Raw genomic sequence first — 22,347 nt, 5'->3', positions numbered from 1 at the left:
GCCCTGTTTGAGGCGAGTATAGGGCGCGGCTCAGGCGCATTTATGACAAATATGAACGGCCGCTGACATTTTCCATTTATCTGGCGCTGCTTTACTCAGCCCCAGTTACCGTTATCTGGAGCGGCCCATGACAGCCACACCGATTCTGCAAATGCGCGACATTACGCGGCGATTTGGCCAGTTCTATGCGCTGAAAGGGGTCGACCTCACGATCTATGCCGGGGAGATCCACGCGCTGATGGGCGAAAACGGCGCGGGCAAGAGCACCCTGATGAAGATCCTTGCTGGTGCCTACAGCGCCACCAGCGGCGAGATCCTGATCGACGGCCAGCCCTGTGCCATTAAGGGGCCCAAAGAGGCGCTGGCGGCAGGCATCACGCTGATCTATCAGGAGATCAACCTGGCGCCCAACCTGACGGTGGCGGAGAACATCTTTCTCGGCAGCGAAATCGCGCGCGGCGGGCTGGTTCGGCGTCGCCAGATGGCGGAAGAGGCGCAGCAGGTGATCGATCGGCTCGGCGCGCAGTTTAGCGCCACCGACCGCGTCAGCCGCCTCAGCATTGCCGAACAGCAGCAGGTGGAGATTGCGCGTGCGCTGCATCGCAATAGCCGCATTCTGGTGATGGACGAGCCCACCGCCGCGCTGAGCAACCGCGAAACCGAGCAGCTTTTCGCGCTGATTAAGCGCCTGAGCGCGGAAGGGATGGCGATTATCTATATCAGCCACCGTATGGCAGAAGTCTATGAGCTCTCTGACCGCGTCAGCGTGCTGCGCGACGGGCAGTATGTCGGCAGCCTGACACGCGACACCCTGAATGCCAGCGAGCTGGTGCGGATGATGGTCGGCCGTCCGCTGAGCAACCTGTTTAATAAGGATCGCACCATTCCGTTTGGCGACATTCGTCTGGCGGTCAATCACCTGACCGACGGCGGCAAAGTGCGGCCGAGCAGCCTGGCGGTGCGCGCCGGCGAAATCGTCGGGCTGGCGGGGCTGGTGGGCGCCGGGCGCAGCGAGCTGGCGCAGCTGATTTTCGGCGTGCGTCAACCCCGCGGCGGCGAGATCTGGATCGACGGGCAGCAGGTGACCATCCACTCGCCGCGCGACGCCATTGCGCGCGGCATCGGTTTCCTCACCGAAAACCGCAAAGAGCAGGGGCTGTTTCTGGAGATGGCGGCGCAGGAGAACATTGTGATGGCGACGCTGGAGCGCGACGCCAGCTACGGGCTGCTTAACCGGCGCAAAGGGCGACAGATCGCGGGTGATGCCATCGCCACGCTCAATATTCGCGTGCCCCATGCCCAGGTGCGGGCGGGCGGCCTCTCCGGCGGCAACCAGCAGAAGCTGCTGATTTCACGCTGGGTATCCATTGGGCCCCGCATTCTGATCCTTGATGAGCCGACGCGCGGCGTCGACGTCGGCGCCAAAAGCGAGATCTACCGCATGATGAATCAGATGGCGCAGCAGGGCGTGGCGATCCTGATGATCTCCAGCGAGCTGCCGGAGGTGGTCGGCATGAGCGATCGGGTGTACGTGATGCGCGAAGGCGCTATCGCAGGGGAGCTGGATAGCGATCGGATCAGCCAGGAAAACATTATGACGCTGGCCACCGGGGCGCACAGCGCCTCGCCGCTGGAAAGATAAGGAGACGAGAGCGATGACTGAGACCACGCGGGCGAAACCGCCCACCGTTAAGCGGGCGCTGACAGGCGACATGCTGCAAACCGTCGGCATTCTGCCGATCCTGGTGCTGATTGTGGTGGTGTTCGGCTTTGTCGCGCCGAACTTCTTCACCGAGGGCAATCTGCTTAATATTACCCGGCAGGCCTCAATTAATATCGTGCTGGCGGCCGGTATGACCTTTGTCATCCTCACTGGCGGCATCGACCTCTCGGTGGGATCGATGCTCGGCACCACGGCGGTAGTGGCGATGGTCGCCTCGCTCGATCCGATGCTCGCCGGTATGACCATCCCCATGGCGCTCGGCGCAGGCCTGGTGATGGGGCTGTTCAACGGCATTCTGGTCGCCTGGGCCGGGCTGCCACCCTTTATCGTCACCCTCGGCACCTATACGGCGCTGCGCGGCGCCGCCTATCTGCTGGCGAACGGCACCACGGTAATCAACTCCGATATCAGCTTCGAGTGGATAGGCAACGGCTATCTCGGCCCGGTGCCCTGGCTGATCGTTATCGCCTTCGCCGTCATCGCCGTCTGCTGGTTTATCCTGCGCCGCACCACGCTGGGCGTTCATATCTACGCGGTGGGCGGCAATATGCAGGCGGCGCGGCTGACCGGCATCAAAGTCGGCGCGGTGCTGGTGTTCGTCTACGCCATGAGCGGGCTGCTTTCCGGATTAGGCGGGCTGATGTCGGCGTCGCGCCTCTATAGCGCCAACGGCAATCTCGGCGTCGGCTATGAACTGGACGCCATCGCCGCGGTGATCCTCGGCGGCACCAGCTTCGTCGGCGGCATCGGCACCATCACCGGCACGCTGATCGGCGCGCTGATTATCGCCACGCTGAATAACGGCATGACGCTAATGGGGGTCTCCTATTTCTGGCAGCTGGTGATCAAAGGCGCGGTGATCATTATTGCGGTGCTGATCGACAAATATCGCACCCGACACCACGTCTCCTGAACGCGGCGCCCCTTTTTTACCCTACGCCATTCAGCCGTTGGCGATTCTAATAACAGCAGGAGAAGGTCTATGCGTTTTAATCCGATCGTAACCGGGCTGCTGGCGGCAACGCTGTTCAGCGGCACCTTCGCCCAGGCGAAAGATCTCAAGTCCATCGGCGTCACCGTCGGCGATCTCGCCAACCCGTTTTTCGTGCAGATCACCAAAGGCGCGGAGAAGAAAGCGCACGAGCTGGCGGGGGACAACGTCAACGTGACGCTGGTCTCCAGCGGCTACGATCTGGGCCAGCAGGTGGCGCAGATTGATAACTTTATCGCGGCGAAAGTCGACATGATTATTCTGAACGCCGCCGATTCCAAAGGCATCGCGCCGGCGGTGAAGCGCGCCCGCGACGCCGGAATTGTGGTGGTGGCGGTCGACGTGGCGGCCGACGGCGCCAACGCCACCATTACCTCCGACAACACCCAGGCGGGCGAGATGGCCTGTAAATACATCTCCGATCGCCTGAAGGAGAAGGGTAATGTGCTGATCATCAACGGCCCGCCGGTTTCCGCCGTGCAGAACCGCGTCGAGGGCTGTATGACCGAACTGAAACGCCATCCCGGGATCAAGCTGCTCTCCTGGAACCAGAACGCTAAAGGCAGCCGTGAAGGCGGGCTGGAAGTGATGACCGGCCTGCTGTCGGCCAATCCGAAAGTAGACGCGGTGTTCGCTATCAACGATCCGACCGCCATCGGCGCCGATCTGGCGGCGAAACAGGCGCAGCGCAACGAGTTCTTTATTGTCGGTGTCGATGGATCGCCAGATGGTGAAGAGGCGTTGAAGCGCAAGAATTCGCTGTTCGTCGCCACCCCGGCACAGGATCCACAGGTGATGGCGGCGAAAGCAGTCGAGATCGGCTATGACATTCTGCAGGGCAAACCGGCGCCGGATAAGCCGGTGCTGATCCCTGTTACCCTGATCGATCGCAACAATGTCGGCAGCTACAAGGGCTGGACGGTGAAATAGTACCGTTCCCGGCTGTTCGCCTCTCAGGCGCTCAGCCGGACCGCTTCCGGGCGCGCCACATCGGCGGAAAAGACATAGCCGAGGCCGCGAATGGTGCGGATTAGGCTGGGCTGATGCGGATTGATTTCAATTTTGCGCCGCAGTCGCATAATCAGCACGTCGATGGTGCGGTCGAAAACATCAAGGCTTTCACCGTGGGTGAGCTCCAGCAGCTGATCGCGCGTCAGGACCTTGCGCGCATGGCGTACCAGCGCGCGCAGCAGCGCATATTCGCCCTGGGTCAGCGGCACCGCTTCGCGCTGCGGATTGAGCAGCTGACAGCGCGCTTCATCCAGCTGCCAGCCGTTAAAGCGCCAGCCGCTCTCCGCCGCCTCCGGCGGTATAAGCCGACCGCCGCGCCGCAGCGCCGCGCGCGCTCTCGCCACTACCACGCGCGGATTGAAAGGCTTGGCGATATAGTCATCCGCGCCCATCTCCAGCCCAACCACCATTTCCGCTTCGGAGCCCATGCCGGTCAGCATGATCACCAGCACATCCGGGCGCTGACGCTGTAGCTGTTGCAGCACCAGCAGGCCGTTGGTATCGGGCAGCATCATATCCAGCATCACCAGCGCGATGTCGTCGTGCTGCGCCAGCAGCGCGGCCGCGTCGCGGCCATAGTGGCAGCAGTAAACGCTAAACTGTTGCTCATCCAGCACATCCTGCAGCAGTTCGCAGACGGCCTTATCATCATCGACAACCAGAATGGCGGGCTTCATGCAGCGCGACCTCAGGGTTAAAAAAAGGTTAACAAGATTGTACACGGCGCGTTTTTCGCCGCGCTGGCAAGCGATGGAAACGTGAGCGATATCGCCATCGGCGTGACTGAAGCGTGCGTTGGCGCAGAATTTTTCCGCAGCGCAGAGGAGGTGATGAAAACGATTGCGCGGCAGCGGGGCAATGCACCATAATCGCGCCTTCTTTTGGTTCAGATTTCTCTTATAAACTGCCAGGCCTGGCAAGGTAAACGATTGCGTTTGCGGCTGGCATAGCGATTGCTATGTCTTCAGGCCTTATGGAGATTCAGGGCGTGACGACAGCAGCCGTCAGCATGCAGCGGCGCGTCGTGCGGTATCACAATAATCAGCATGTAACCCACACTGGCAAGTGAGAACGCGCATTCGTGCCGTCTCCGCTCTTGAGAGATGATGATGTTAGAAAAACTGTTCAAGCTAAAAGCGCATAACACCACGGTCCGCACCGAGGTGGTCGCCGGGATCACCACCTTCCTGGCGATGGCCTATATCCTGTTTGTTAACCCCAGCATTCTGGGCGCCACTGGAATGGACAAAGGCGCGGTCTTCGTTGCCACCTGTCTGGCGGCGGCGATCGGCTCGGTTCTGATGGGATTGATCGCCAACTATCCGATTGCGCTGGCGCCGGGCATGGGGCTGAACGCCTTCTTCACCTATACCGTGGTGCTGCATATGGGGTACACCTGGCAGATCGCGCTGGGCGCAGTGTTTTTGTCGGCGGTGATCTTCTTTGCGCTGTCGATTTTCAAAATCCGCGAGTGGATTATCGCCAGCATTCCGCTGCCGCTGCGCGCCGGCATTGCGGCGGGCATCGGGCTGTTTCTCGCGCTGATCGCGCTGGAAGGCGCAGGCATCGTGGTGGATAACCCGGCGACGCTGGTGGGGCTGGGCGATCTCACTAAGCCGGGGCCGCTGCTGGCGCTGCTGGGCTTTGTGGTCATTGTGGTGCTGGAGGCGCGTCGCGTCACCGGCGCGGTGCTAATCGGCATTCTGCTGATCACCTTTATTTCGATGGGCATCGGTCTGTCGCCTTTTGCCGGCGTCTTCTCCGCACCGCCCTCTATCGCGCCTACCTTTATGCAGCTCGATATCGCCGGGGCCTTTAACGTCGGCCTGGTCAGCGTGATTTTCGCCTTCTTGTTTGTCGACGTCTTCGACAACACCGGCACGCTGCTGGGGGTCACGAAACGCGCCGGACTGGCGGATGAGCAGGGCAATATCCCGAAAATGGGCCGCGCGCTGGTGGCCGATAGCGCCGCGGCGCTGTTTGGATCGCTGCTCGGTACCTCGACGACCACCAGCTATGTGGAGTCCGCAGCGGGCGTGAGCGCGGGCGGGCGCACCGGCTTAACGGCGGTCGTGGTCGCGATTCTGTTCCTGCTGGCGCTGTTTTTCTCGCCGCTGGCGGGTAGCGTGCCGGTCTACGCTACCGCGCCAGCGCTGCTGTTTGTCGCGGTGCTGATGGCCTCCGGCCTGGCGGAGATCGACTGGAAAGATATCACCACCGCGGCGCCGGTCACCGTTACCGCGCTGACCATGCCGCTGACGTACTCTATCGCTAACGGCATCGCCTTCGGCTTTATCACCTGGACGGTGGTGAAGCTGCTGAGCGGCCGTACCAAAGAGGTCAACGCGGCACTGGTGATCCTCTCTTTACTGTTCGTGATCAAGCTGGGCTGGCTCAGCGCCTGATCTGTCGCTGCGCCAGCTGGCGTGGCCTTATTCTTTTACTGCGCGCAAGACGTCGGTCGTTTTGCGCGCTTTTTTTATTTCATTCCCCAGGGATTTGCGTAGCGGATTCCAGCTTTTGACAGAAAGGGTGTTCGCTTTTCTGGCGCAGCGCTACTCTGCCTCTGCGCATTCAGGTGCGCTTCGCCTGCCATTTATGACTGAATTAGCGGAACGGGGAATGTTAACCAGGCGGCAATCTGGTTAAATACTCAACAGTCAGGGGCGGTGCCGGTAGCATGACTGTAAGGCGTAATAAGGAAAGGAGAGAATAGTATGGACATGTCGTTAATCCCGCTTCCGCGCACGGTTTCTGTTCCCCGCATCCCTCTTCGTCAATCAGGAGGTAACCTTATGGAGCGATTGACCAAACGTGTTGAGCGGCTTGAACTGGATACGCACCAGATAAAAACAGACCTGGCCGTACTCACCGAGCGTTCGCAACACTTCGCGACAAAAACAGATGTTGAGAGCCTGCATACCGAACAGTTCAGGCTGCGCTGTGAAATGCTCGAAGGCTTCTCCCAGTCAGCAGCCCAGTTTGCCCGGATTGATGAGAGATTTACGCGCATAGACGAAAAGTTTGACCGCATAGATGAGAAGTTTGAGCGTATAGACGAAAAGTTTGCCCGGATTGATGAGAAGTTTGAGCGTATAGACGAAAAGTTTGACCGTATGGATGAGAAGTTTGACCGCATGGATGAGAAGTTTGAGCGCATAGACGAAAAGTTCGACCGCCTTAACGATCGCATCACCTGGACGCTGTTGGTTCCGGCTGTGTTGGCCGTGCTTGGCTGGCTGGCGAGAGAATTTATGGTGAACATATAGCGAGGCAGCATGCGCGCTGCCTCGCTATATTGGGAGATGAAAAGCTCGAAGCCTCCCTCGTGCGCTAAGCCATTACCGGAACGGCGGCTCGTTAAAGGTTCGCAGTTTGCGTGAATGCAGCTTATCCCCTTCGGCGCGCAGCAGCTCTACCGCGCAAATACCGATCTGAAGATGCTCTGAAATTGCCCCTTCATAAAAGCGGTTCGCCTGGCCCGGCAGCTTGATTTCGCCATGCAGCGGCTTGTCCGAAACGCAGAGCAGCGTGCCGTAAGGGACGCGGAACCGATAGCCCTGCGCGGCGATAGTGGCGCTCTCCATATCCACCGCCACCGCGCGGCTCAGGTTAAAGCGCAGCGCCGAAGCGGAGTAGCGCAGCTCCCAGTTGCGATCGTCCGTCGTTACCACGGTGCCGGTGCGCAGACGCTGCTTGACCTCTTCGCCGGGCATATTGCTCACCGCTTTGGTGGCGTCATAGAGGGCGCGCTGCACCTCCGCGATGCTCGGTACCGGAATGTCGGGCGGCAGCACGCTGTCAAGCACGTGGTCGTCGCGCAGATAGGCGTGCGCCAGCACGTAGTCGCCGATGCGCTGGCTTTCGCGCAGGCCGCCGCAGTGGCCGATCATCAGCCAGGCGTGCGGCCGCATCACCGCCAGGTGATCGCAGATGGTTTTGGCATTGGATGGGCCAACGCCGATATTCACCAGCGTAATGCCGCGTCGGCCAGGCGAGGTAAGATGCCAGGCCGGCATCTGATGCTTTTTCCACGCCAGATCCAGCATCGCCGCGTCGCTCTCCGCCGTATCGGCGGTGATTACCGCGCCGCCCGCGCAGGCCAGACTGTCATAGTCGCTGGCGGGGTCGCGCACCTGCTCAGTCGCCCAGCGCACGAACTCATCCACATAGCGCGTGTAGTTGGTGAACAGCACAAACGGCTGGAAATGCTCTACTGAGGTGCCGGTGTAATGGCGCAGGCGCGCCAGCGAGAAGTCGGTGCGCAGTGCGTCGAAGTGCGACAAGGGGAAAACGGCGTCCGGGTTAAACAGGCCGTCGGCGGTTTCATCGCCGATCTGCGACAGTTCGGTGGTAGGAAAATAGCGCGCAATGCTGGCGCTCATGGTGCGGTCCAGCGACAGATCGGAACCGTCAATCACGTAAGGGTAGGGGATCTCCTGGCTGGACGGGCCAACCTGAATCTCCACCTCATACTCTTTTTCCAGCATCGCCAGCTGTTCGCTGAGATAGTGGCGCAGCAGCGCCGGGCGCGTGATGGTGGTGCTGTAGCTGCCGGTATGGGTGAAACGTCCCCAGGCGCGCGTGCGGTTTTGCTGCGGGCCTTCGCCGCGCCAGGTAATGCGCAGTTCAGGGTAGACAAACAGTCCCTGGCGACGCGCCTCCGCCTCAGGCAGCGTGCCCTGTTCGGTATAGGTTTTTATCGCCGCGCGCAGCGCGTTCACCGCGTTGTCGTACAGACGCTCCAGTTCATCCAGCGCCTGCTGGCGGGTAAGGCCGTTCCGTTGTGTAGGCATAAACTCTCCTGATATGTAGCGAACTTTCCCCACAGCTTAGCGGTTTTGCCGCCGCCGCAAAGCAAGAATCTGTGATCGACCGCATTATGCACCAACAGGGTGCTGGCGTGTTGCCATTCCCCGCCTACGTTTAAATGAATCAGAAGGTGACGTCGTGCGCTGTCGCTGGCGTTGCCACCTTCCTTTGGCGAAATCCCGCGTCCCGTTTCGTTCTGGCGAGATTCTTGCTTGCAATAAACAGCGGCCTCTGTCGCTGCGCCTGGTCGGTCCGAACCGAATAAAAACTTTCACCGCGCCTGTTCCGTGGTCTGGCGAACGCAAATTCACTGTGTCGAGGATAGACAGCATGTCTCAGAAACTGATCAAGTTGTCGTTAAACGTCGTAATAGCAGGCTGTATCGGCGTGGCGCTTAGCGCGCAGGCCGATATAAAAATCGGCGTCGCCGGGCCGTTTTCCGGCCCTAACGCCACCTATGGCGCACAGTACTGGAAAGGGGCGACGCAGGCGGCGGAGGATATTAACGCGGCGGGCGGCATTAACGGCGAGAAAATCGTGCTGGTGCAGGGCGACGACGCCTGCGAACCCAAACAGGCGGTCGCGGTGGCGAACCGGCTGGTCGATCAGGATAAGGTGATGGCGGTGGTCGGCCATTTCTGCTCCTCCAGCACCATGCCAGCCTCTGAGGTTTACGACGACGCTGGCGTGCTGTCGATTACGCCAGGCTCCACTAACCCGCAAATCACCGAGCGCGGCATGAAAACCCTGTTTCGCATGTGCGGACGCGACGACCAGCAGGGCGCCATCGCCGCCAACTTTATGCTCGACAAGCTGAAAGCGAAGAAGGTCGCGATTATCCACGATAAAGATACCTACGGTCAGGGACTGGCCGACGCCACCAAAGCAGCGCTGGAGAAGCGCGGCGTCAAAGAGGTGATGTATGAGGGCCTGTCGCGCGGCGAGAAAGATTTTAACGCGCTGGTGACCAAAATCGCCCAGGCAAATCCCGACGTAGTCTATTTTGGCGGTTGTCATCCCGAAGCAGGTCCGCTGGTGCGCCAGATGCGCGAGCAGGGCGTAAAAGCGAACTTCTTCTCCGGCGACTGCATCGTGACGCAGGAGCTGGTCACCGCCGCGGGCGGGCCGCAATACACCAGCGGCATCTATATGACCTTCGGCAACGATCCGCGTCAGATCGCCGATGGCAAAGCGGTGATTGATAAGTTCCGTAAAGGCGGCTTCGAGCCGGAAGGCTATACCCTCTACGCCTACGCCTCTGTTCAGGCGCTGGCGGCCGCCTATAAGGGCGCAGGCAAAGATAACGAGAAAGCCAGCGAATGGCTGAAATCTCACGACGTGCCGACCGTAATGGGTAAAAAAGCCTGGGACGGCAAAGGCGATCTGAAAGTCTCCGATTACGTCGTTTATCAGTGGGACGATAAAGGCAAGTATCACCAGCTGTAGGCCTGAGCCCGCCCTGCGCAGCGCAGGGCGTTTCCTGTCCGGACCGCCCGGTTGCGCGGTCCGCTTTGCGCAGAGACTTCGTTATGGACGCCTTCTTACTTCAGCAACTGATCAACGGGCTGACGCTGGGCGCGGTATATGGCCTGATCGCGATCGGCTACACCATGGTGTACGGCATCATCGGTATGATTAACTTCGCGCACGGCGAGGTCTATATGATCTCCGCCTATCTCTGCGCCATCGGCCTGGCGCTGCTCTCGTTCTTCGGCGTGCACTCTTTCCCGCTGCTGATTTTCGGCACGCTGCTCTTCACCGTGGTGGTGACGGCGGTCTACGGCTGGACCATTGAGCGTATCGCCTATCGGCCGCTGCGCCACTCGACGCGGCTGGCGCCGCTGATCTCCGCCATCGGCATGTCGCTGATCCTGCAGAACTATGTTCAATTGAGCCAGGGCCCCAATCAGCAGGGAGTGCCAACGCTGCTGACCGGCGTGCTGCGCGTCGAGTTTGACGGTGGGATGGTGCAGATCACCTGGACCAAGCTCTTTATTCTTGCCGCTGCCTTTTGCGGCATGGCGCTGCTTACCTGGATTATTCAGTACACACGCCTCGGCCGTATCTGCCGCGCGGTGCAGCAGGATCGGCGCATGGCCGCCATTCTCGGCATCAATACCGACCGCGTGATTTCGCTGGTCTTCGTTATCGGCGCGGCGATGGCCGGGCTGGCGGGCGTGCTGGTAACGATGAACTACGGCACCTTCGATTTTTACGCCGGGTTTATCATTGGCATCAAGGCGTTCACCGCGGCGGTGCTGGGCGGCATCGGGTCGCTGCCCGGCGCAATGCTGGGCGGACTGCTGCTCGGCGTGGCGGAAGCGCAGTTCGCCGGGCTGGTGAACTCCGACTACAAAGATGTCTTCTCGTTCGCGCTGCTGGTGGTGATCCTGATCTTCCGCCCGCAGGGGCTGCTTGGCCGTCCGCTGGTGGCAAAAGTATGAGGGCGCGGTGATGAGGCGATCTATCAGTGTGTCTCAGGCGCTGCGTGAAACCCTGCTGGCCGGGCTGATTGCGGTGGTGGTGTTTGGACCGATCGTCGGCGTGGTGCTGAAAGGGTACGCCTTCCAGCTCGCCCCTGCGCGCGTGGCGCTGCTGGTGGCGGTAGTGATGGCGGGGCGGCTGCTGCTCAGCCTCTTTTTGCAGACCGCGCGCGGGCGGGCGCTGCTGCGGCGCGTCGAAGGCGCGGACGACGGCGTTTACGTGCGCGAGCCGGGCTACCGCTCGCGGCTGCGCTGGATCCTGCCGCTGCTGCTGGCGGTGGCGCTGCTGTTTCCCTTTCTCTCCAGCAAATATCTGCTGACCGTGGCGATCCTCGGATTGATCTATGTCCTGCTGGGGCTGGGGCTCAATATTGTGGTGGGGCTGGCGGGGCTGCTCGATCTCGGGTACGTGGCTTTTTACGCCATCGGCGCTTATGGGCTGGCGCTCGGCTATCAGTATCTGGGGCTGGGATTCTGGAGCATGCTGCCGCTGGCCGCGCTGCTGGCCGCTTTCGCCGGGGCGCTGCTCGGCTTTCCGGTGCTGCGCATGCACGGCGACTATCTGGCGATTGTCACCCTCGGGTTCGGCGAGATTATCCGTCTGGTGCTGACCAACTGGCTGAGCTTTACCGGCGGGCCGAACGGCGTCTCCGTGCCGTCGCCGACCTTTCTCGGTCTGGAGTTTGGTCGGCGCGCGCGCGAAGGCGGCGTGCCTTTCCATGCGTTTTTCCACCTCGACTACAACCCCAATATGAAGTTTATCTTTCTTTACGTGGTGCTGCTTCTGGTGGTGGCGCTGGTGCTGTTTATCAAACATCGCCTGACGCGTATGCCGATCGGGCGCGCCTGGGAAGCGCTGCGCGAAGATGAGATCGCCTGTCGCGCGATGGGGCTAAACCATGTGCTGGTGAAGCTCTCCGCCTTTATGCTCGGCGCCTCGACGGCGGGTATCGCAGGGGTCTTTTTCGCCAGCTATCAGGGATTTGTCAATCCGACCTCGTTCACCTTTTTCGAGTCGGCGCTGATCCTCGCCATTGTGGTGCTGGGCGGAATGGGCTCGACGCTCGGCGTGGTGCTGGCCGCTTTTGTGCTGACGGTGGCGCCGGAGCTGCTGCGCAGCTTTGCCGAATACCGCGTGCTGCTGTTCGGCATGCTGATGGTGCTGATGATGATCTGGCGGCCGCGCGGCCTGGTGCGCACCAGCCGCGTCGGCGTCGCGCCGCGTAAAGGAGTGCGCCATGAGTGACGCTATTTTGCAGGTCGATCATCTGATGATGCGCTTCGGCGGCATCAAGGCGCTTAACGACGTCAGCCTGCGTGTGCAGCGCGGCTCGGTCACCTCGCTGATTGGCCCTAACGGCGCGGGCAAAACCACCGTGTTTAACTGCCTGACCGGCTTCTACCGCGCCAGCGGCGGCCGCATTTTGCTGAATGCTCAGGCGCGCAGCACCGACGTCATTCAGATCCTCGGCCAGAAAATCGAGCCGCAGGACTGGCTGCGCCCGACGCAGCTGGGATCGCGGCTCTGGTACAAGATGTTCGGCGGCGCGCACCTGGTGAACCGCGCCGGGCTGGCGCGCACCTTTCAAAATATCCGCCTGTTCCGCGACATGTCGGTGATTGAGAACCTGCTGGTGGCGCAGCATATGCTGGCGAACCGCAACCTGCTGGCGGGAATTTTCAATACCCGCGGCTATCGCGAGGCGGAGAGCCGCGCGCTCGATCGCGCCTTCTACTGGCTGGAGACGGTGGATCTGGCACCGACGGCCAATCGGCTGGCCGGCACGCTCTCCTATGGCCAGCAGCGGCGGCTGGAGATCGCGCGCGCCATGTGCACTCAGCCGGAGCTGATCTGCCTCGACGAACCGGCGGCGGGACTCAATCCCGTGGAAACCGAGACGCTGAGCGCGATTTTGCACCGCCTGCGCGCCGATCACCGCATCAGCGTGCTGCTGATCGAGCATGATATGCCGATGGTGATGGCGATCTCTGACCATATCGTAGTGCTCGACCACGGCGACGTGATTGCACAGGGTGCGCCGCGCCAGATTCAGCAGGACCCGCGCGTTATTGCCGCCTATCTTGGCGCAGAGGAGGAGGATCTTCATGGCTGAACCGATGCTGAAATTTGACGCGGTCGATCTCTACTACGGCCCGGTGCAGGCGTTAAAAAAGGTGTCGCTGAGCGTGCAGCCCGGCGAGACCGTGGCGCTGATCGGCGCCAACGGCGCCGGCAAATCGACGCTGCTGATGTCGATTTTCGGCCAGCCGCGCATTGCGCAGGGGGAGATCTACTTTCAGGGAGAGCCCATTAGCCAGCGCTCAACCCACTTTATCGCCGCCAGCGGCATTGCTCAGGCGCCGGAAGGCCGGCGGATTTTTGCTGATATGACCGTAGAAGAGAATTTGCAGATGGGCACCATCGCCATCGGCAGCGCGCATCAGAAAGCCGATCTGGCGCGCATGTATGAACTCTTTCCGCGCCTGCTGAAGCGGCGCAGGCAGCGGGCAATGACCCTTTCCGGCGGCGAGCAGCAGATGCTGGCCATCGCCCGTGCGCTGATGAGCCGTCCCAGGCTGCTGCTGCTCGACGAGCCGAGCCTCGGGCTGGCGCCGATTGTGGTGAAGCAGATTTTCGCCATTTTGCGTGAGCTGACGCAGCAGGGCATGACGCTGTTTCTGGTCGAGCAGAACGCCCGTCATGCCCTGGCGCTCGCCGATCGCGGCTATGTGATGGCGAACGGGGAGATTCGCCTCAGCGGCAGCGGGCGGGAGCTGCTCGATAATGAGGAGGTGCGCAGCGCCTATCTGGGCGGCGCAGCAGCAGCTGCGGTGACGAGCGAGAAAAGAGTGTAATAATGATTGAAAAATCAGGGAAACGCTTTGCATAAATAGTTAAGCGCACCCATCATTACAACTCCTGTCCAATCTGTTCTGATTTGGTTATTCCCTTGCAAAATCCTGGCGTAGCAGTGATGCAGGCGATCAAGCGTACGGCGTGGTATCCCAAACGTCGCTTTTATCGCACGCTGTTCTGGCGTGAGATCACGCCACTGGCGGTGCCCATCTTCATCGAAAACCTGTGCGTGATGCTGATGGGCGTGCTAAGCACATTCCTGGTTAGCTGGCTGGGCAAAGAGGCGATGGCAGGCGTTGGGCTGGCGGACAGCTTCAACATCATCATCATCTCCTTTTTCGCCGCCATCGACCTCGGCACCACGGTGGTGGTCGCCTTTAGCCTGGCGAAGCGCAACGGCAAGCGCGCTCGCGCCGCGACGCGCCAGTCGCTGGCGCTGATGACGGTGCTGTCGCTGGTGCTGGTGTTCGCCATCGAGCTCTGGGGGCATCTGATCATCGATCTGATCGCCGGCGGCGCGGAGCCCAAAGTCAAAGAGCTGGCGCTGAGCTACCTGCAGACCTCGGCGTGGAGCTATCCGGCGGCGGCGATTGCGCTGATCGGCAGCGGCGCGCTGCGCGGCGCGGGGAATACCAAAATCCCGATGTTGATCAACGGCGGGATGAACATCCTCAATATCGTTATCAGCAGCGTGTTGATTTATGGCGCCTTCTCCTGGGAGGGGCTGGGTTTCGTCGGTGCCGGTCTGGGGCTGACCATCTCGCGCTATATCGGCGCAATCGGCGTGATTTACGTGCTGATGATCGGTTTTAACGCCTCGCTGAAGATCAGCCTGCCGAGCTATTTTCGCCGCTGGGACCTAAAAATCCTGATGGAGGTGTTAGGGATAGGCGTGCCGGCGAGCATTGAATCCGTGCTCTTTAACGGCGGCAAGCTGCTGACACAGGTGTTTGTGGCGGGCATGGGCACCGACGCCATCGCCGGCAACTTTATCGCCTTCTCGATCGCCTCGCTGATCAACCTGCCGGGCAATGCGCTGGGCTCTGCCTCAACCATTATCACCGGCACCCGGCTTGGGCGTAACCAGGTCTATCAGGCGGAGCGGCAGATCAGGCATGTTTTCTGGCTGGCAAGCCTCTGTCTCTGCGCGCTGGCGTTTATGACGGTGCCGCTCTCCGGCGTGCTGGCGCGCTTTTATACCCGCGACCCGGACGTAATCAGCGTGACGCAGCATCTGATCTGGCTCAACGCCGCCTTTATGCCGATCTGGGCCGCTTCCTGGGTGCTGCCTGCGGGGCTGAAAGGGGCACGCGACGCCCGTTACACTATGTACGTCTCAATGTTCAGCATGTGGGGCGCGCGCGTGGTGGTGGGCTACGTGCTGGGCATCATGCTTGGCATGGGCGTGGTCGGCGTCTGGCTCGGCATGTTCCTCGACTGGGCGGTGCGCGGCGCCTGCTTCTGGTGGCGGCTGAAGAGCGGCAAGTGGCTGGATAACTACCGCAAAATGGTGGCAAAGATGGCGAAGCAGCAGTAGCCGCCGGGCGTTTAGCTGTTTTCTGGCAATAAAATGCAGAAAATAATGGTTCAGCTGCGGCTGTACCAGGGGTTTACTGAACCTCTCAATAACGGAGGATCAACCCGATGAAAGCACTGCTGCAGCTGTGGAAAAAAGGCGTCGCCGTCTGGCAGGCGCGCAAACGCGATGGGCACGGCGAGAGTGAATTAAGCCTGGAGCAGGAGCTGCTGCTTCCCATCAGCCAGCTTTACGGCTTTGAATATTTTCCCTCCGTGCATCGCTACCATGAGAAATAGCGCCCCCTGTTATCGCTACCGGAATTAAAGCCCGCTCTTACCCGGCGGGTTTTTTTTTCGCCTGCGGTACAGCCGCAGCGGCTATGGTTAAAAGGGCAGCATGCCTTTTATCCTGGAGAAGCGAATGAGTGATAAAGAGAGCGCCGCGCTGATGAGCGCGCGGCTGGCACTGACCGCGCAGCAGCGCGCGCAGACCCGCGCCGCACTGGCGCAGGGCGTTACCGCGGAGCCAGATCGCGCCCGCGCGCAGCGCTACGCCTTTCAACAGCATCTGCGTCAGGGCGTCATTACCGGCAACAGTAACGATCTGCTGCCGGTGGCCTTTTTGGCGCAGGGCCTGGCCTGCGCGCGCGGCGTGGCGCTGCTGCGCGACGATGGCGTGCCTGCAGGCAGTGCGTTTCTCACCCACGGCGGCCTGCTTATTACCAACCATCATCTGCTGCCAGCGCCGCCTGCGACGGGCCGCGTCACCCTGCAGTTCGGCTGGCGGCGCAGCGAGGCGGGCGAGCTGGTGGACGGCGTTACGTATGGCGTCGATGCCGCGCGTTTTTTTCTCACCAGCCCCACCGATGCGCTCGACTGCACCCTGATTGCGCTGGGGGAGGTTACTGGCGGAGGCGGCGAGGCGCCGCAGCCGATTGCGCTGAACGATCGCAACGACAAACATGCGCTGGGCATCAGCCTTAACCTTATCCACCATCCAGGCGGCGCGCCGCAGCAGATTACCCTGCGCAACAACGCGCTGCTGGCGCGTCACGCGCAGCTGCTGCACTACGCGGCCGATACCGACGGCGGCTCGTCCGGCGCGCCGGTATTCAACGATGGCTGGCAGCTGGTGGCGCTGCACCACGGCGGCGTGGAGAGCGACGACGGCTGGGTGAATGAAGGGATTCGCATCAGCGCCATTATCGACTGGCTGAAGGGCGAGCTGCCGCAGCTGCCTGCGCCGCAGCAGGCGCTGTTGATGCAGGCGCTGACCGCCAGCGACAGCGCGGCTCCGCTGGCCGCCTCCGCCGCGTCGGAGAGCGGCTACGGCAACCGCGACGGTTTTCAGCCGGGTTTCCTTGAGGGTGCGCCGATCGATCTGGCAGCTATTATCGCGCCGCGCGCCGCCGAAGTGGCGCCGCTGCGCGACGGCCGTCAGGGCGCAGCAGCGCAGCTCGACTATGAGCACTTCTCTCTGCTGATGAACGCCGAGCGGCGGCTCGCCTTTTTTACCGCCACCAACATCGACGGCGCGCGCTATATCGCCATCGATCGCGGCAACGGCCAGCCGTCGCTGCTGGAGGAGGGGGATCGCTGGGTTGACGAGAGCCGTATCGACAGCCGTTACGTCACCGGCCAGGCCTTTTACAGCGCCTTCAGCCGCTGGTTCGATCGCGGCCATCTCACGCGCCGCAGCGATCCCACCTGGGGCACGGCGGCGGAAGCGGTACGCGCCAACAAAGATACTTTTCACTTTACCAACTGCTCGCCGCAGCATTTTCGCTTCAACCAGAGCCTGCAGTACTGGCAGGGCGTCGAGCGCTATATTCTGGAGTCGGGCGTGCTGGCGTCGAAGCGGAAAATCAGCGTGCTCACCGGCCCGGTCCTGAACGACCAGTGGCGGCAGTATGCGGAATGGCAGGTGCCGCTGATGTTCTGGAAGGTGGTGCTGCGTATCAACGCGGCGGGGAAGCCGCAAGCAACGGCGCTGCTGGTCAGCCAGGCGGAGCTGCTGGATGAGCCGCGCCGCGTGCTGCCCCATGCGCAGACGACGCCGCGCCCCAACGTTGACGAGTACCGCGTGACGGTCAGCGCGCTGGAGACGCTGACCGGGCTGAACTTCGCCGCTTTTCGCGACTGGGAGAGCTGGCAACCGGATGAAAGCCTGCTGGCGCAGTCGCTGCCGGCAAAGCTGATTATGAACTGGGAGGATCTACTTTAGCCGCTGCGCTTGCGGCGTTCAAAAGCCCGCTCAGCCCGCCCAGTGCGGGCTTTTTTACGCTCCCTTTCCGCTAAAATCGTTGAGCCTTCAACCCGTTACGCTTAATGGGCAGACTTGCGCTTCTGACATGGCTGCTACACTTAGGGCTCGAGGCTGATAACGATTCAGCTCTACTGACAAGCGTGAAAGCGTGGCTAAAAGGAGAGAACCTATGACAGATCGTCCCCAGAATCCTCAGCAGGCGCAGCAGCAGAAATGGCCCGGCAGCTTCCTCAAAATGGATCCAAAACCCGATCACGGTGAAACCAGCTATCAGGGCTCCGGCCGCCTGAAGGGCAAAACCGCCATTATTACCGGCGGCGACTCCGGCATCGGCCGCGCTGTTGCCATCGCCTACGCCCGCGAAGGCGCGGACGTGGTGATCTCCTACCTGGATGAGCATGAAGACGCGAAAGATACGGCGAAATGGGTGGAAGAGGCGGGCCAGCAGGCGCTGCTGATCGCCGGCGATGTGACTGAGGCGGAGCATTGCCGCAGCATCGTGGCGCAGACCGCTGAGCGCTTCGGCAAGATCGACATCGTGGTGAACAATGCCGCCTTCCAGATGACGCGCACCGCGCTGGAGGAGATCGGCGATGATGAATTCGATCGCACCATGAAAACCAATCTCTACGCCATGTTCTATATCTGCAAGGCGGCAGTGCCGCACATGCCGGCTGGCGGTTCCATTATCAATACCGCATCGGTGAATGCCGACCAGCCGAAGCCGAAACTGCTGGCTTACTCTGCGACCAAAGCCGCGATCGTAAACTTTTCCGGCGGTCTGGCGGCGCTGCTGGCGGAGAAAGGGATCCGCGCTAACGCCGTTGCGCCTGGCCCCATCTGGACGCCGCTGATCCCGGCCACCATGCCGCCGGAGCAGGTGGAAAGCTTCGGCAGCGAAGTGCCGCTGGAGCGTATGGGACAGCCTGCTGAGCTCGCCCCGACCTATGTGATGCTCGCCAGCGACGAGGCCAGCTATATTTCCGGCGCGACTATTGCGGTTACAGGCGGCGTCGCGGTTATTTAATGTCGTCCAGGAGGAGAGATGAACGCCTATCCTTTAAAGCTGACTACGCCCCTCGCCACCCATATCTTTGGCGGGCAGCGTATCAGAGAGCAGTTAGGAAAAGCGGAGCTGCCTGAGACGCGCGTGGCGGAGAGCTGGGAAATCAGCGATGTGGACGGCATGATCGCCTCCGTCACCAACGGCGAGCTGGCGGGCCAGACGCTGCGCCAGCTCACCGAACGCTATCCTGATGAGATGGTCGCCCCCGGCTGGCGCGGCCCCTTTTTCCCACTGCTTAGCAAGTTTATTGACGGAAGCGGCATGCTGCCGGTTCACCTGCACGCTAACGACGCGCTGGCGCAGCGGCTTGAGCAGCAGCCGAATGGCAAAAGCGAAGCCTGGCATATCTTATGGGCTGCGCCTGACGCCACCTGTCTGCTGGGTGTGCGCGACGGCGTGGAGAGTGCTCGCCTGAAGGCCGCGCTGCTGGCGCAGGATTACGACGCGGTGATGCATCGGGTGCCGGTAAAAGCGGGTGACACCTTTTATGTGCCCGGCGGCATGCTGCACAGCTTTGGTCCCGATACGCTGATCTATGAGATTGAGCAGACCTCCAATATCCAGCAGCACGCGATGCCGTGGCGCATGGAGGACGGGTCGCGCCTCTCTCAAGAGGAGTGGGAAAAGAATATCGACGCACTGCTGCAGGAGCTGCGACCGGAACTGCGCTGTACGCCGCAGCCGGGGCTGGCGTTAGAGGTGGAAGGGCTGACGCGGCGCTTCTGCTGCGCGGGCCCCTACTTTGCGCTGGAGCGCTGGCGCTTTAGCGAGCCACAGCGGTTCAGCTTTGATAGCGCGCGTATCCTTTCCAACCTCGGCGAGCCGTTAACGGTCGAGGCGAATGGCGTTAGCGTCGCGCTGGGCCGCGCCGAATCGCTGCTGCTGCCCGCTGCGCTGGCGGAGGTCGCGCTGCGCGACGCTGGCGAACTGCTGATCGGCTATGTGCCCGATCTGGCGCGCGAGGTGATCGCGCCGCTGCGGCAGGCGGGCTATAGCGAGGCGGAGATTGCGCGGCTGGGCGACATTCACGGCACGATGATATAGGAGGAGCTATGCTGCCTTTTAGCCTGCAGGGAGAGGGTGAAACGACGTTTGTGCTGATGCATTATCTGGGCGGGTCGCACCGCACCTGGTTTCCTGTGCTGCCCTGGCTTGACCGCGCCGCCCGCTGCGTGGCGTTAGATATGCCGGGCTTTGGCGCCGCATCGAACAGGGAGGAGTATGGGGTGGCTGCAATGGCGGATCGGGTGGATGAAACCCTTCGCCACCTGCAGCTGGAAAGGGTGATTCTCGTTGGCCACTCCATGACGGGAAAAGTGGCGCTGGCGCTGGCTGCCCGACGGCCCGATTACCTTCAGCGCCTGGTGCTGGTCGCACCTTCGCCACCTGGACCGCAGCCAATGAGCGAGCAGGATCGCCAGGCGCAGGCCGCGTTTGACGGCTCGCGGCAGCAGGCGGAAACCTTTGTTGATGGCGCCTGCTCCACGCGCCTGCCGGATGTGCTGCGCGAGGTGGCGATTACCGATGCGCAACGCGCCGCGCCGGCCGCTTTTCGCGCCTGGGCGCTGCACGGCAGCCGCGACGATTTGCGCGAACAGATTGGCCGTCTTGAACTGCCTGCCATGATGGTGCTCGGCAGCGAGGATGGCAACGTGCCAGGCGTGGAAGCGCAGCTTGAGGTGATGCGCGCTCATTTGCCACAGGGCGAGCTGGAGATTATCGACGGCGCCGGACATCTGTTGCCGATGCAGACGCCGCAGGCGCTGGCGGAGCGGATGCTGGCATTTGCGCAGCGCGCGCGCTGAGGCGTGGGATTAACACAGTAAATCATCCGGCCCGCTCAGGTAGCGCTGAGCGGGCTCCTGCTGGGGCTGGTAAGGTAAGCGGCTGGGTGACTGAATCAAAAGTCGTTTGCTGTTAAAAAAAGCGGGCATAACAGGCCAGCAAAAAGCGAGGCTGATGCAGTGCGGCTTGACGTCTGTTAACCCAGATTTAGCGGTGACTCAGGGCTGAGAGTCATGCAACTATTCGCTCTTATCAGTTACCTTCTGGCTTATCTCTTCGCTTCGCCAGTCAATATGGAAAGAGAGGTCGTTATTAGCAAAGGTATATTTCACCCGGTAACCCGCCTCTTCAAACCTGCTCTTAATCTCCGTCAGATATTCTTCAAATGCACCGCTCGACAGAAGAGGATACTTTTCTTTCAGGCCAGCATACACAAAAGATCCGAGCTTATGCTTTTCCGGCTGTCGCAGCGCGTTGACGATATCGTTGGTAATTCGAAAAGATTCTCTCTGCGCGATATTTTGCGACTGGGATAAATTTTTCAAATAGCATTGCCTTAAAAATCTGGCTTTAGGAATGATCATCTGTCACTCAACTCTGTCGATACCGGGCAGAACGATAAGCCCCAGATAATGCGCCGGGGCTACAATCTTCTGCTGCTTACCTTAGCGCAGGGATCCGCTAATGGCAGAGGCAAGATCGGCATCTTTAGCAATGGCATCCGCAGATGAGATCTTGTCAACTAACTGGGGAAGATATTTAGCCAGCAGGTTAGCGGCATCTTCGCTGTTTACGCCGACATTGCTGGCTAATTGTTGAACCGCTTCCGCGCTAAACATTTTTTTCACGATATCACTGCTGATAGCCATATTATTCTCATCGGCGAGCCAGGATTTGACGATATCGCTAAATTCACCCGCCTGCAGATGGTCAACAATGGCGTGAATACCCCCTTGCTGTTCTATCCATTGCAATACGCCTTTTAATTCCTGACCGGCCTTATCATTAACGCCAACCAGCTCCAGAATAGTATTCAGTAAACCCATCTTTTTTACCTCCCGTCCTGTTTATGCTTGTTTTAGCGCTCTGATTTTGTGCACCGCAAACAAAACGATAATGGCGCCCGCAGTTGAAATCAAAATGCTGTAAAGGTTGAAGCCGCTGATTTTGCCAAATCCCAGCTCCATGCTGATCGCGCCACCAATCAGCGCGCCGATGATACCCAGCAGAATGGTCATAACGATTCCCAAATGTTCCTTACCTGGCATTATGCAGCGTGCCAGAACGCCTGCGACTAATCCAAAAAAAATCCATGATAATATCCCCATTGTGCACTCCTTAATGATCAATTGATCTGATTAAACCACGCCAGGCAGCTATGTTATATGGAGCGTTATTTTCATGACAATCTTCATCCTAAACCTCGGGTAAACAATCGAAGAGTAGATAAGGCGGACACGCCTCGTTGCCCAGGAAAATGACAGGAAGGCTAATCTGATGTTTTTTATTATAGAGATGGCGTTAATTTTTTGTATCTCTTCTGATGGTGTCAATATTCCAGGCCATAATAACGGAACGCATGTGTACATTTACGGATAAATGATAGCTAAATTGACAAGTAATAATTTTTTTCCTGTTTATTCTTTATTGCATGTTTGCAAGGCTGGGTTTGCTTATAATCTACAGGCTAAACATAAAAAATATGTCGTGTTGAAAAATAAGGTCAGAAGATGAGTATTTTAGATAAGGTTAAAGATATCGGCAGCGATCTGCTTAAGACAGTGGAAAACAGCACCGAAGCGAAAAGCACAACGGCGAATAAAGATGAGCGCACC

Annotated in this window: 21 protein-coding genes; 16 read left to right on the top strand and 5 right to left on the bottom strand. The window is 60.2% G+C overall.

From position 1 onward, the window contains the following. The first annotated feature begins 127 nt into the window (after positions 1-127). The 3 genes from Q9R34_RS07695 to Q9R34_RS07685 all read left to right on the top strand — a co-directional run bounded on the left by Q9R34_RS07695 (position 128) and on the right by Q9R34_RS07685 (position 3,644). A complete protein-coding gene (locus Q9R34_RS07695) occupies positions 128-1,642 on the top strand; it encodes a sugar ABC transporter ATP-binding protein (protein WP_485893011.1) in 1,515 nt (504 codons plus the stop codon). Positions 1,643-1,655: 13 nt separating this feature from the next. Continuing rightward, positions 1,656-2,636 (top strand): ABC transporter permease subunit, encoded by a 981-nt coding sequence (locus tag Q9R34_RS07690; RefSeq protein WP_434123020.1) that lies wholly within the window; start codon positions 1,656-1,658, stop codon positions 2,634-2,636. A gap of 69 nt (positions 2,637-2,705) precedes the next feature. Then, a complete protein-coding gene (locus Q9R34_RS07685; RefSeq protein WP_434123021.1) occupies positions 2,706-3,644 on the top strand; it encodes an ABC transporter substrate-binding protein in 939 nt (312 codons plus the stop codon). Positions 3,645-3,667: 23 nt separating this feature from the next. Here Q9R34_RS07685 and Q9R34_RS07680 read toward each other — a convergent pair whose 3' ends face one another. Next, entirely contained in the window at positions 3,668-4,402 is a 735-nt protein-coding gene (locus Q9R34_RS07680; RefSeq protein WP_434123022.1) for a response regulator, read from the bottom strand. A 429-nt stretch (positions 4,403-4,831) separates the two neighbouring features. Here Q9R34_RS07680 and Q9R34_RS07675 point away from each other — a divergent pair, with 429 nt between their 5' ends. Both Q9R34_RS07675 and Q9R34_RS07670 read left to right on the top strand, forming a co-directional pair. Then, complete coding sequence (locus Q9R34_RS07675; protein WP_485893010.1) at positions 4,832-6,130, top strand: NCS2 family permease; 1,299 nt, start codon at positions 4,832-4,834, stop codon at positions 6,128-6,130. A gap of 312 nt (positions 6,131-6,442) precedes the next feature. Beyond that, entirely contained in the window at positions 6,443-6,994 is a 552-nt protein-coding gene (locus Q9R34_RS07670) for a hypothetical protein (RefSeq protein ID WP_485893009.1), read from the top strand. A gap of 72 nt (positions 6,995-7,066) precedes the next feature. Here Q9R34_RS07670 and Q9R34_RS07665 read toward each other — a convergent pair whose 3' ends face one another. Beyond that, a complete protein-coding gene (locus tag Q9R34_RS07665; RefSeq protein ID WP_434123025.1) occupies positions 7,067-8,521 on the bottom strand; it encodes an AMP nucleosidase in 1,455 nt (484 codons plus the stop codon). Between the two features lie 403 nt (positions 8,522-8,924). Between Q9R34_RS07665 and Q9R34_RS07660 the strand changes: the two genes are divergently transcribed. From Q9R34_RS07660 to Q9R34_RS07610, 11 genes are all read left to right on the top strand, one after another. Next, positions 8,925-9,983, top strand: a complete 1,059-nt coding sequence (locus Q9R34_RS07660; RefSeq protein WP_485893127.1) for a branched-chain amino acid ABC transporter substrate-binding protein — start codon at positions 8,925-8,927, stop codon at positions 9,981-9,983. An 83-nt stretch (positions 9,984-10,066) separates the two neighbouring features. Next, positions 10,067-10,981 (top strand): ABC transporter permease subunit, encoded by a 915-nt coding sequence (locus Q9R34_RS07655; protein WP_434123027.1) that lies wholly within the window; start codon positions 10,067-10,069, stop codon positions 10,979-10,981. Positions 10,982-11,009: 28 nt separating this feature from the next. After that, positions 11,010-12,266 (top strand): high-affinity branched-chain amino acid ABC transporter permease LivM, encoded by a 1,257-nt coding sequence (gene livM, locus Q9R34_RS07650; protein ID WP_485893008.1) that lies wholly within the window; start codon positions 11,010-11,012, stop codon positions 12,264-12,266. Next, a complete protein-coding gene (locus Q9R34_RS07645) occupies positions 12,259-13,134 on the top strand; it encodes an ABC transporter ATP-binding protein (RefSeq protein ID WP_434123029.1) in 876 nt (291 codons plus the stop codon). Before livM ends, Q9R34_RS07645 begins: the two co-directional genes overlap by 8 nt. Further along, the gene (locus Q9R34_RS07640) at positions 13,127-13,876 is read left to right on the top strand and encodes an ABC transporter ATP-binding protein (protein WP_485893007.1); all 750 of its coding nucleotides are present in this window, start codon (positions 13,127-13,129) and stop codon (positions 13,874-13,876) included. Before Q9R34_RS07645 ends, Q9R34_RS07640 begins: the two co-directional genes overlap by 8 nt. A gap of 119 nt (positions 13,877-13,995) precedes the next feature. Further along, positions 13,996-15,414, top strand: coding sequence for an EmmdR/YeeO family multidrug/toxin efflux MATE transporter (locus Q9R34_RS07635; RefSeq protein ID WP_434123323.1), 1,419 nt, complete (start codon positions 13,996-13,998; stop codon positions 15,412-15,414). Positions 15,415-15,521: 107 nt separating this feature from the next. Then, positions 15,522-15,692, top strand: a complete 171-nt coding sequence (locus Q9R34_RS07630) for a hypothetical protein (protein ID WP_485893006.1) — start codon at positions 15,522-15,524, stop codon at positions 15,690-15,692. Between the two features lie 124 nt (positions 15,693-15,816). Continuing rightward, complete coding sequence (locus Q9R34_RS07625) at positions 15,817-17,619, top strand: DNA/RNA non-specific endonuclease (RefSeq protein ID WP_485893005.1); 1,803 nt, start codon at positions 15,817-15,819, stop codon at positions 17,617-17,619. A 211-nt stretch (positions 17,620-17,830) separates the two neighbouring features. After that, positions 17,831-18,688 carry a glucose 1-dehydrogenase gene (locus Q9R34_RS07620; RefSeq protein WP_485893004.1) on the top strand — a complete coding sequence of 286 codons (858 nt, stop codon included), beginning with the start codon at positions 17,831-17,833 and terminating at the stop codon, positions 18,686-18,688. A gap of 18 nt (positions 18,689-18,706) precedes the next feature. Next, a complete protein-coding gene (locus tag Q9R34_RS07615; protein WP_485893003.1) occupies positions 18,707-19,771 on the top strand; it encodes a class I mannose-6-phosphate isomerase in 1,065 nt (354 codons plus the stop codon). A gap of 8 nt (positions 19,772-19,779) precedes the next feature. Continuing rightward, on the top strand, positions 19,780-20,532 hold the full coding sequence (locus Q9R34_RS07610) for an alpha/beta fold hydrolase (protein WP_485893002.1): 753 nt from the start codon (positions 19,780-19,782) through the stop codon (positions 20,530-20,532). 219 nt (positions 20,533-20,751) lie between these two features. Here the strand turns inward: Q9R34_RS07610 and Q9R34_RS07605 are convergent, their stop codons facing one another. The 3 genes from Q9R34_RS07605 to Q9R34_RS07595 form a co-directional block, all read right to left on the bottom strand. Beyond that, entirely contained in the window at positions 20,752-21,096 is a 345-nt protein-coding gene (locus tag Q9R34_RS07605; protein ID WP_485893001.1) for a hypothetical protein, read from the bottom strand. Positions 21,097-21,177: 81 nt separating this feature from the next. Further along, entirely contained in the window at positions 21,178-21,558 is a 381-nt protein-coding gene (locus Q9R34_RS07600; RefSeq protein ID WP_485893000.1) for a YidB family protein, read from the bottom strand. A gap of 21 nt (positions 21,559-21,579) precedes the next feature. Beyond that, the gene (locus Q9R34_RS07595; protein WP_434123042.1) at positions 21,580-21,840 is read right to left on the bottom strand and encodes a GlsB/YeaQ/YmgE family stress response membrane protein; all 261 of its coding nucleotides are present in this window, start codon (positions 21,838-21,840) and stop codon (positions 21,580-21,582) included. Positions 21,841-22,347: the final 507 nt, after the last annotated feature.

Origin of the sequence: Enterobacter sp. BRE11 (genome assembly GCF_031844285.1) — a bacterium.
Lineage (GTDB): Bacteria > Pseudomonadota > Gammaproteobacteria > Enterobacterales > Enterobacteriaceae > Pantoea.
This window is presented reverse-complemented; position numbering and strand designations above follow the sequence as displayed.

Coding starts and splice junctions, on each gene's coding strand:
- Q9R34_RS07620 (WP_485893004.1), top strand. CDS start 17,831: ATGACAGATCGTCCCCAGAATCCTCAGCAGGCGCAGCAGCAGAAATGG.
- Q9R34_RS07645 (WP_434123029.1), top strand. CDS start 12,259: ATGAGTGACGCTATTTTGCAGGTCGATCATCTGATGATGCGCTTCGGC.
- Q9R34_RS07595 (WP_434123042.1), bottom strand. CDS start 21,840: ATGGGGATATTATCATGGATTTTTTTTGGATTAGTCGCAGGCGTTCTG.
- Q9R34_RS07640 (WP_485893007.1), top strand. CDS start 13,127: ATGGCTGAACCGATGCTGAAATTTGACGCGGTCGATCTCTACTACGGC.
- Q9R34_RS07625 (WP_485893005.1), top strand. CDS start 15,817: ATGAGTGATAAAGAGAGCGCCGCGCTGATGAGCGCGCGGCTGGCACTG.
- Q9R34_RS07665 (WP_434123025.1), bottom strand. CDS start 8,521: ATGCCTACACAACGGAACGGCCTTACCCGCCAGCAGGCGCTGGATGAA.
- Q9R34_RS07655 (WP_434123027.1), top strand. CDS start 10,067: ATGGACGCCTTCTTACTTCAGCAACTGATCAACGGGCTGACGCTGGGC.
- Q9R34_RS07610 (WP_485893002.1), top strand. CDS start 19,780: ATGCTGCCTTTTAGCCTGCAGGGAGAGGGTGAAACGACGTTTGTGCTG.
- Q9R34_RS07695 (WP_485893011.1), top strand. CDS start 128: ATGACAGCCACACCGATTCTGCAAATGCGCGACATTACGCGGCGATTT.
- Q9R34_RS07690 (WP_434123020.1), top strand. CDS start 1,656: ATGACTGAGACCACGCGGGCGAAACCGCCCACCGTTAAGCGGGCGCTG.
- Q9R34_RS07670 (WP_485893009.1), top strand. CDS start 6,443: ATGGACATGTCGTTAATCCCGCTTCCGCGCACGGTTTCTGTTCCCCGC.
- Q9R34_RS07675 (WP_485893010.1), top strand. CDS start 4,832: ATGATGTTAGAAAAACTGTTCAAGCTAAAAGCGCATAACACCACGGTC.
- Q9R34_RS07630 (WP_485893006.1), top strand. CDS start 15,522: ATGAAAGCACTGCTGCAGCTGTGGAAAAAAGGCGTCGCCGTCTGGCAG.
- Q9R34_RS07605 (WP_485893001.1), bottom strand. CDS start 21,096: ATGATCATTCCTAAAGCCAGATTTTTAAGGCAATGCTATTTGAAAAAT.
- Q9R34_RS07635 (WP_434123323.1), top strand. CDS start 13,996: ATGCAGGCGATCAAGCGTACGGCGTGGTATCCCAAACGTCGCTTTTAT.
- Q9R34_RS07615 (WP_485893003.1), top strand. CDS start 18,707: ATGAACGCCTATCCTTTAAAGCTGACTACGCCCCTCGCCACCCATATC.
- Q9R34_RS07600 (WP_485893000.1), bottom strand. CDS start 21,558: ATGGGTTTACTGAATACTATTCTGGAGCTGGTTGGCGTTAATGATAAG.
- Q9R34_RS07685 (WP_434123021.1), top strand. CDS start 2,706: ATGCGTTTTAATCCGATCGTAACCGGGCTGCTGGCGGCAACGCTGTTC.
- Q9R34_RS07680 (WP_434123022.1), bottom strand. CDS start 4,402: ATGAAGCCCGCCATTCTGGTTGTCGATGATGATAAGGCCGTCTGCGAA.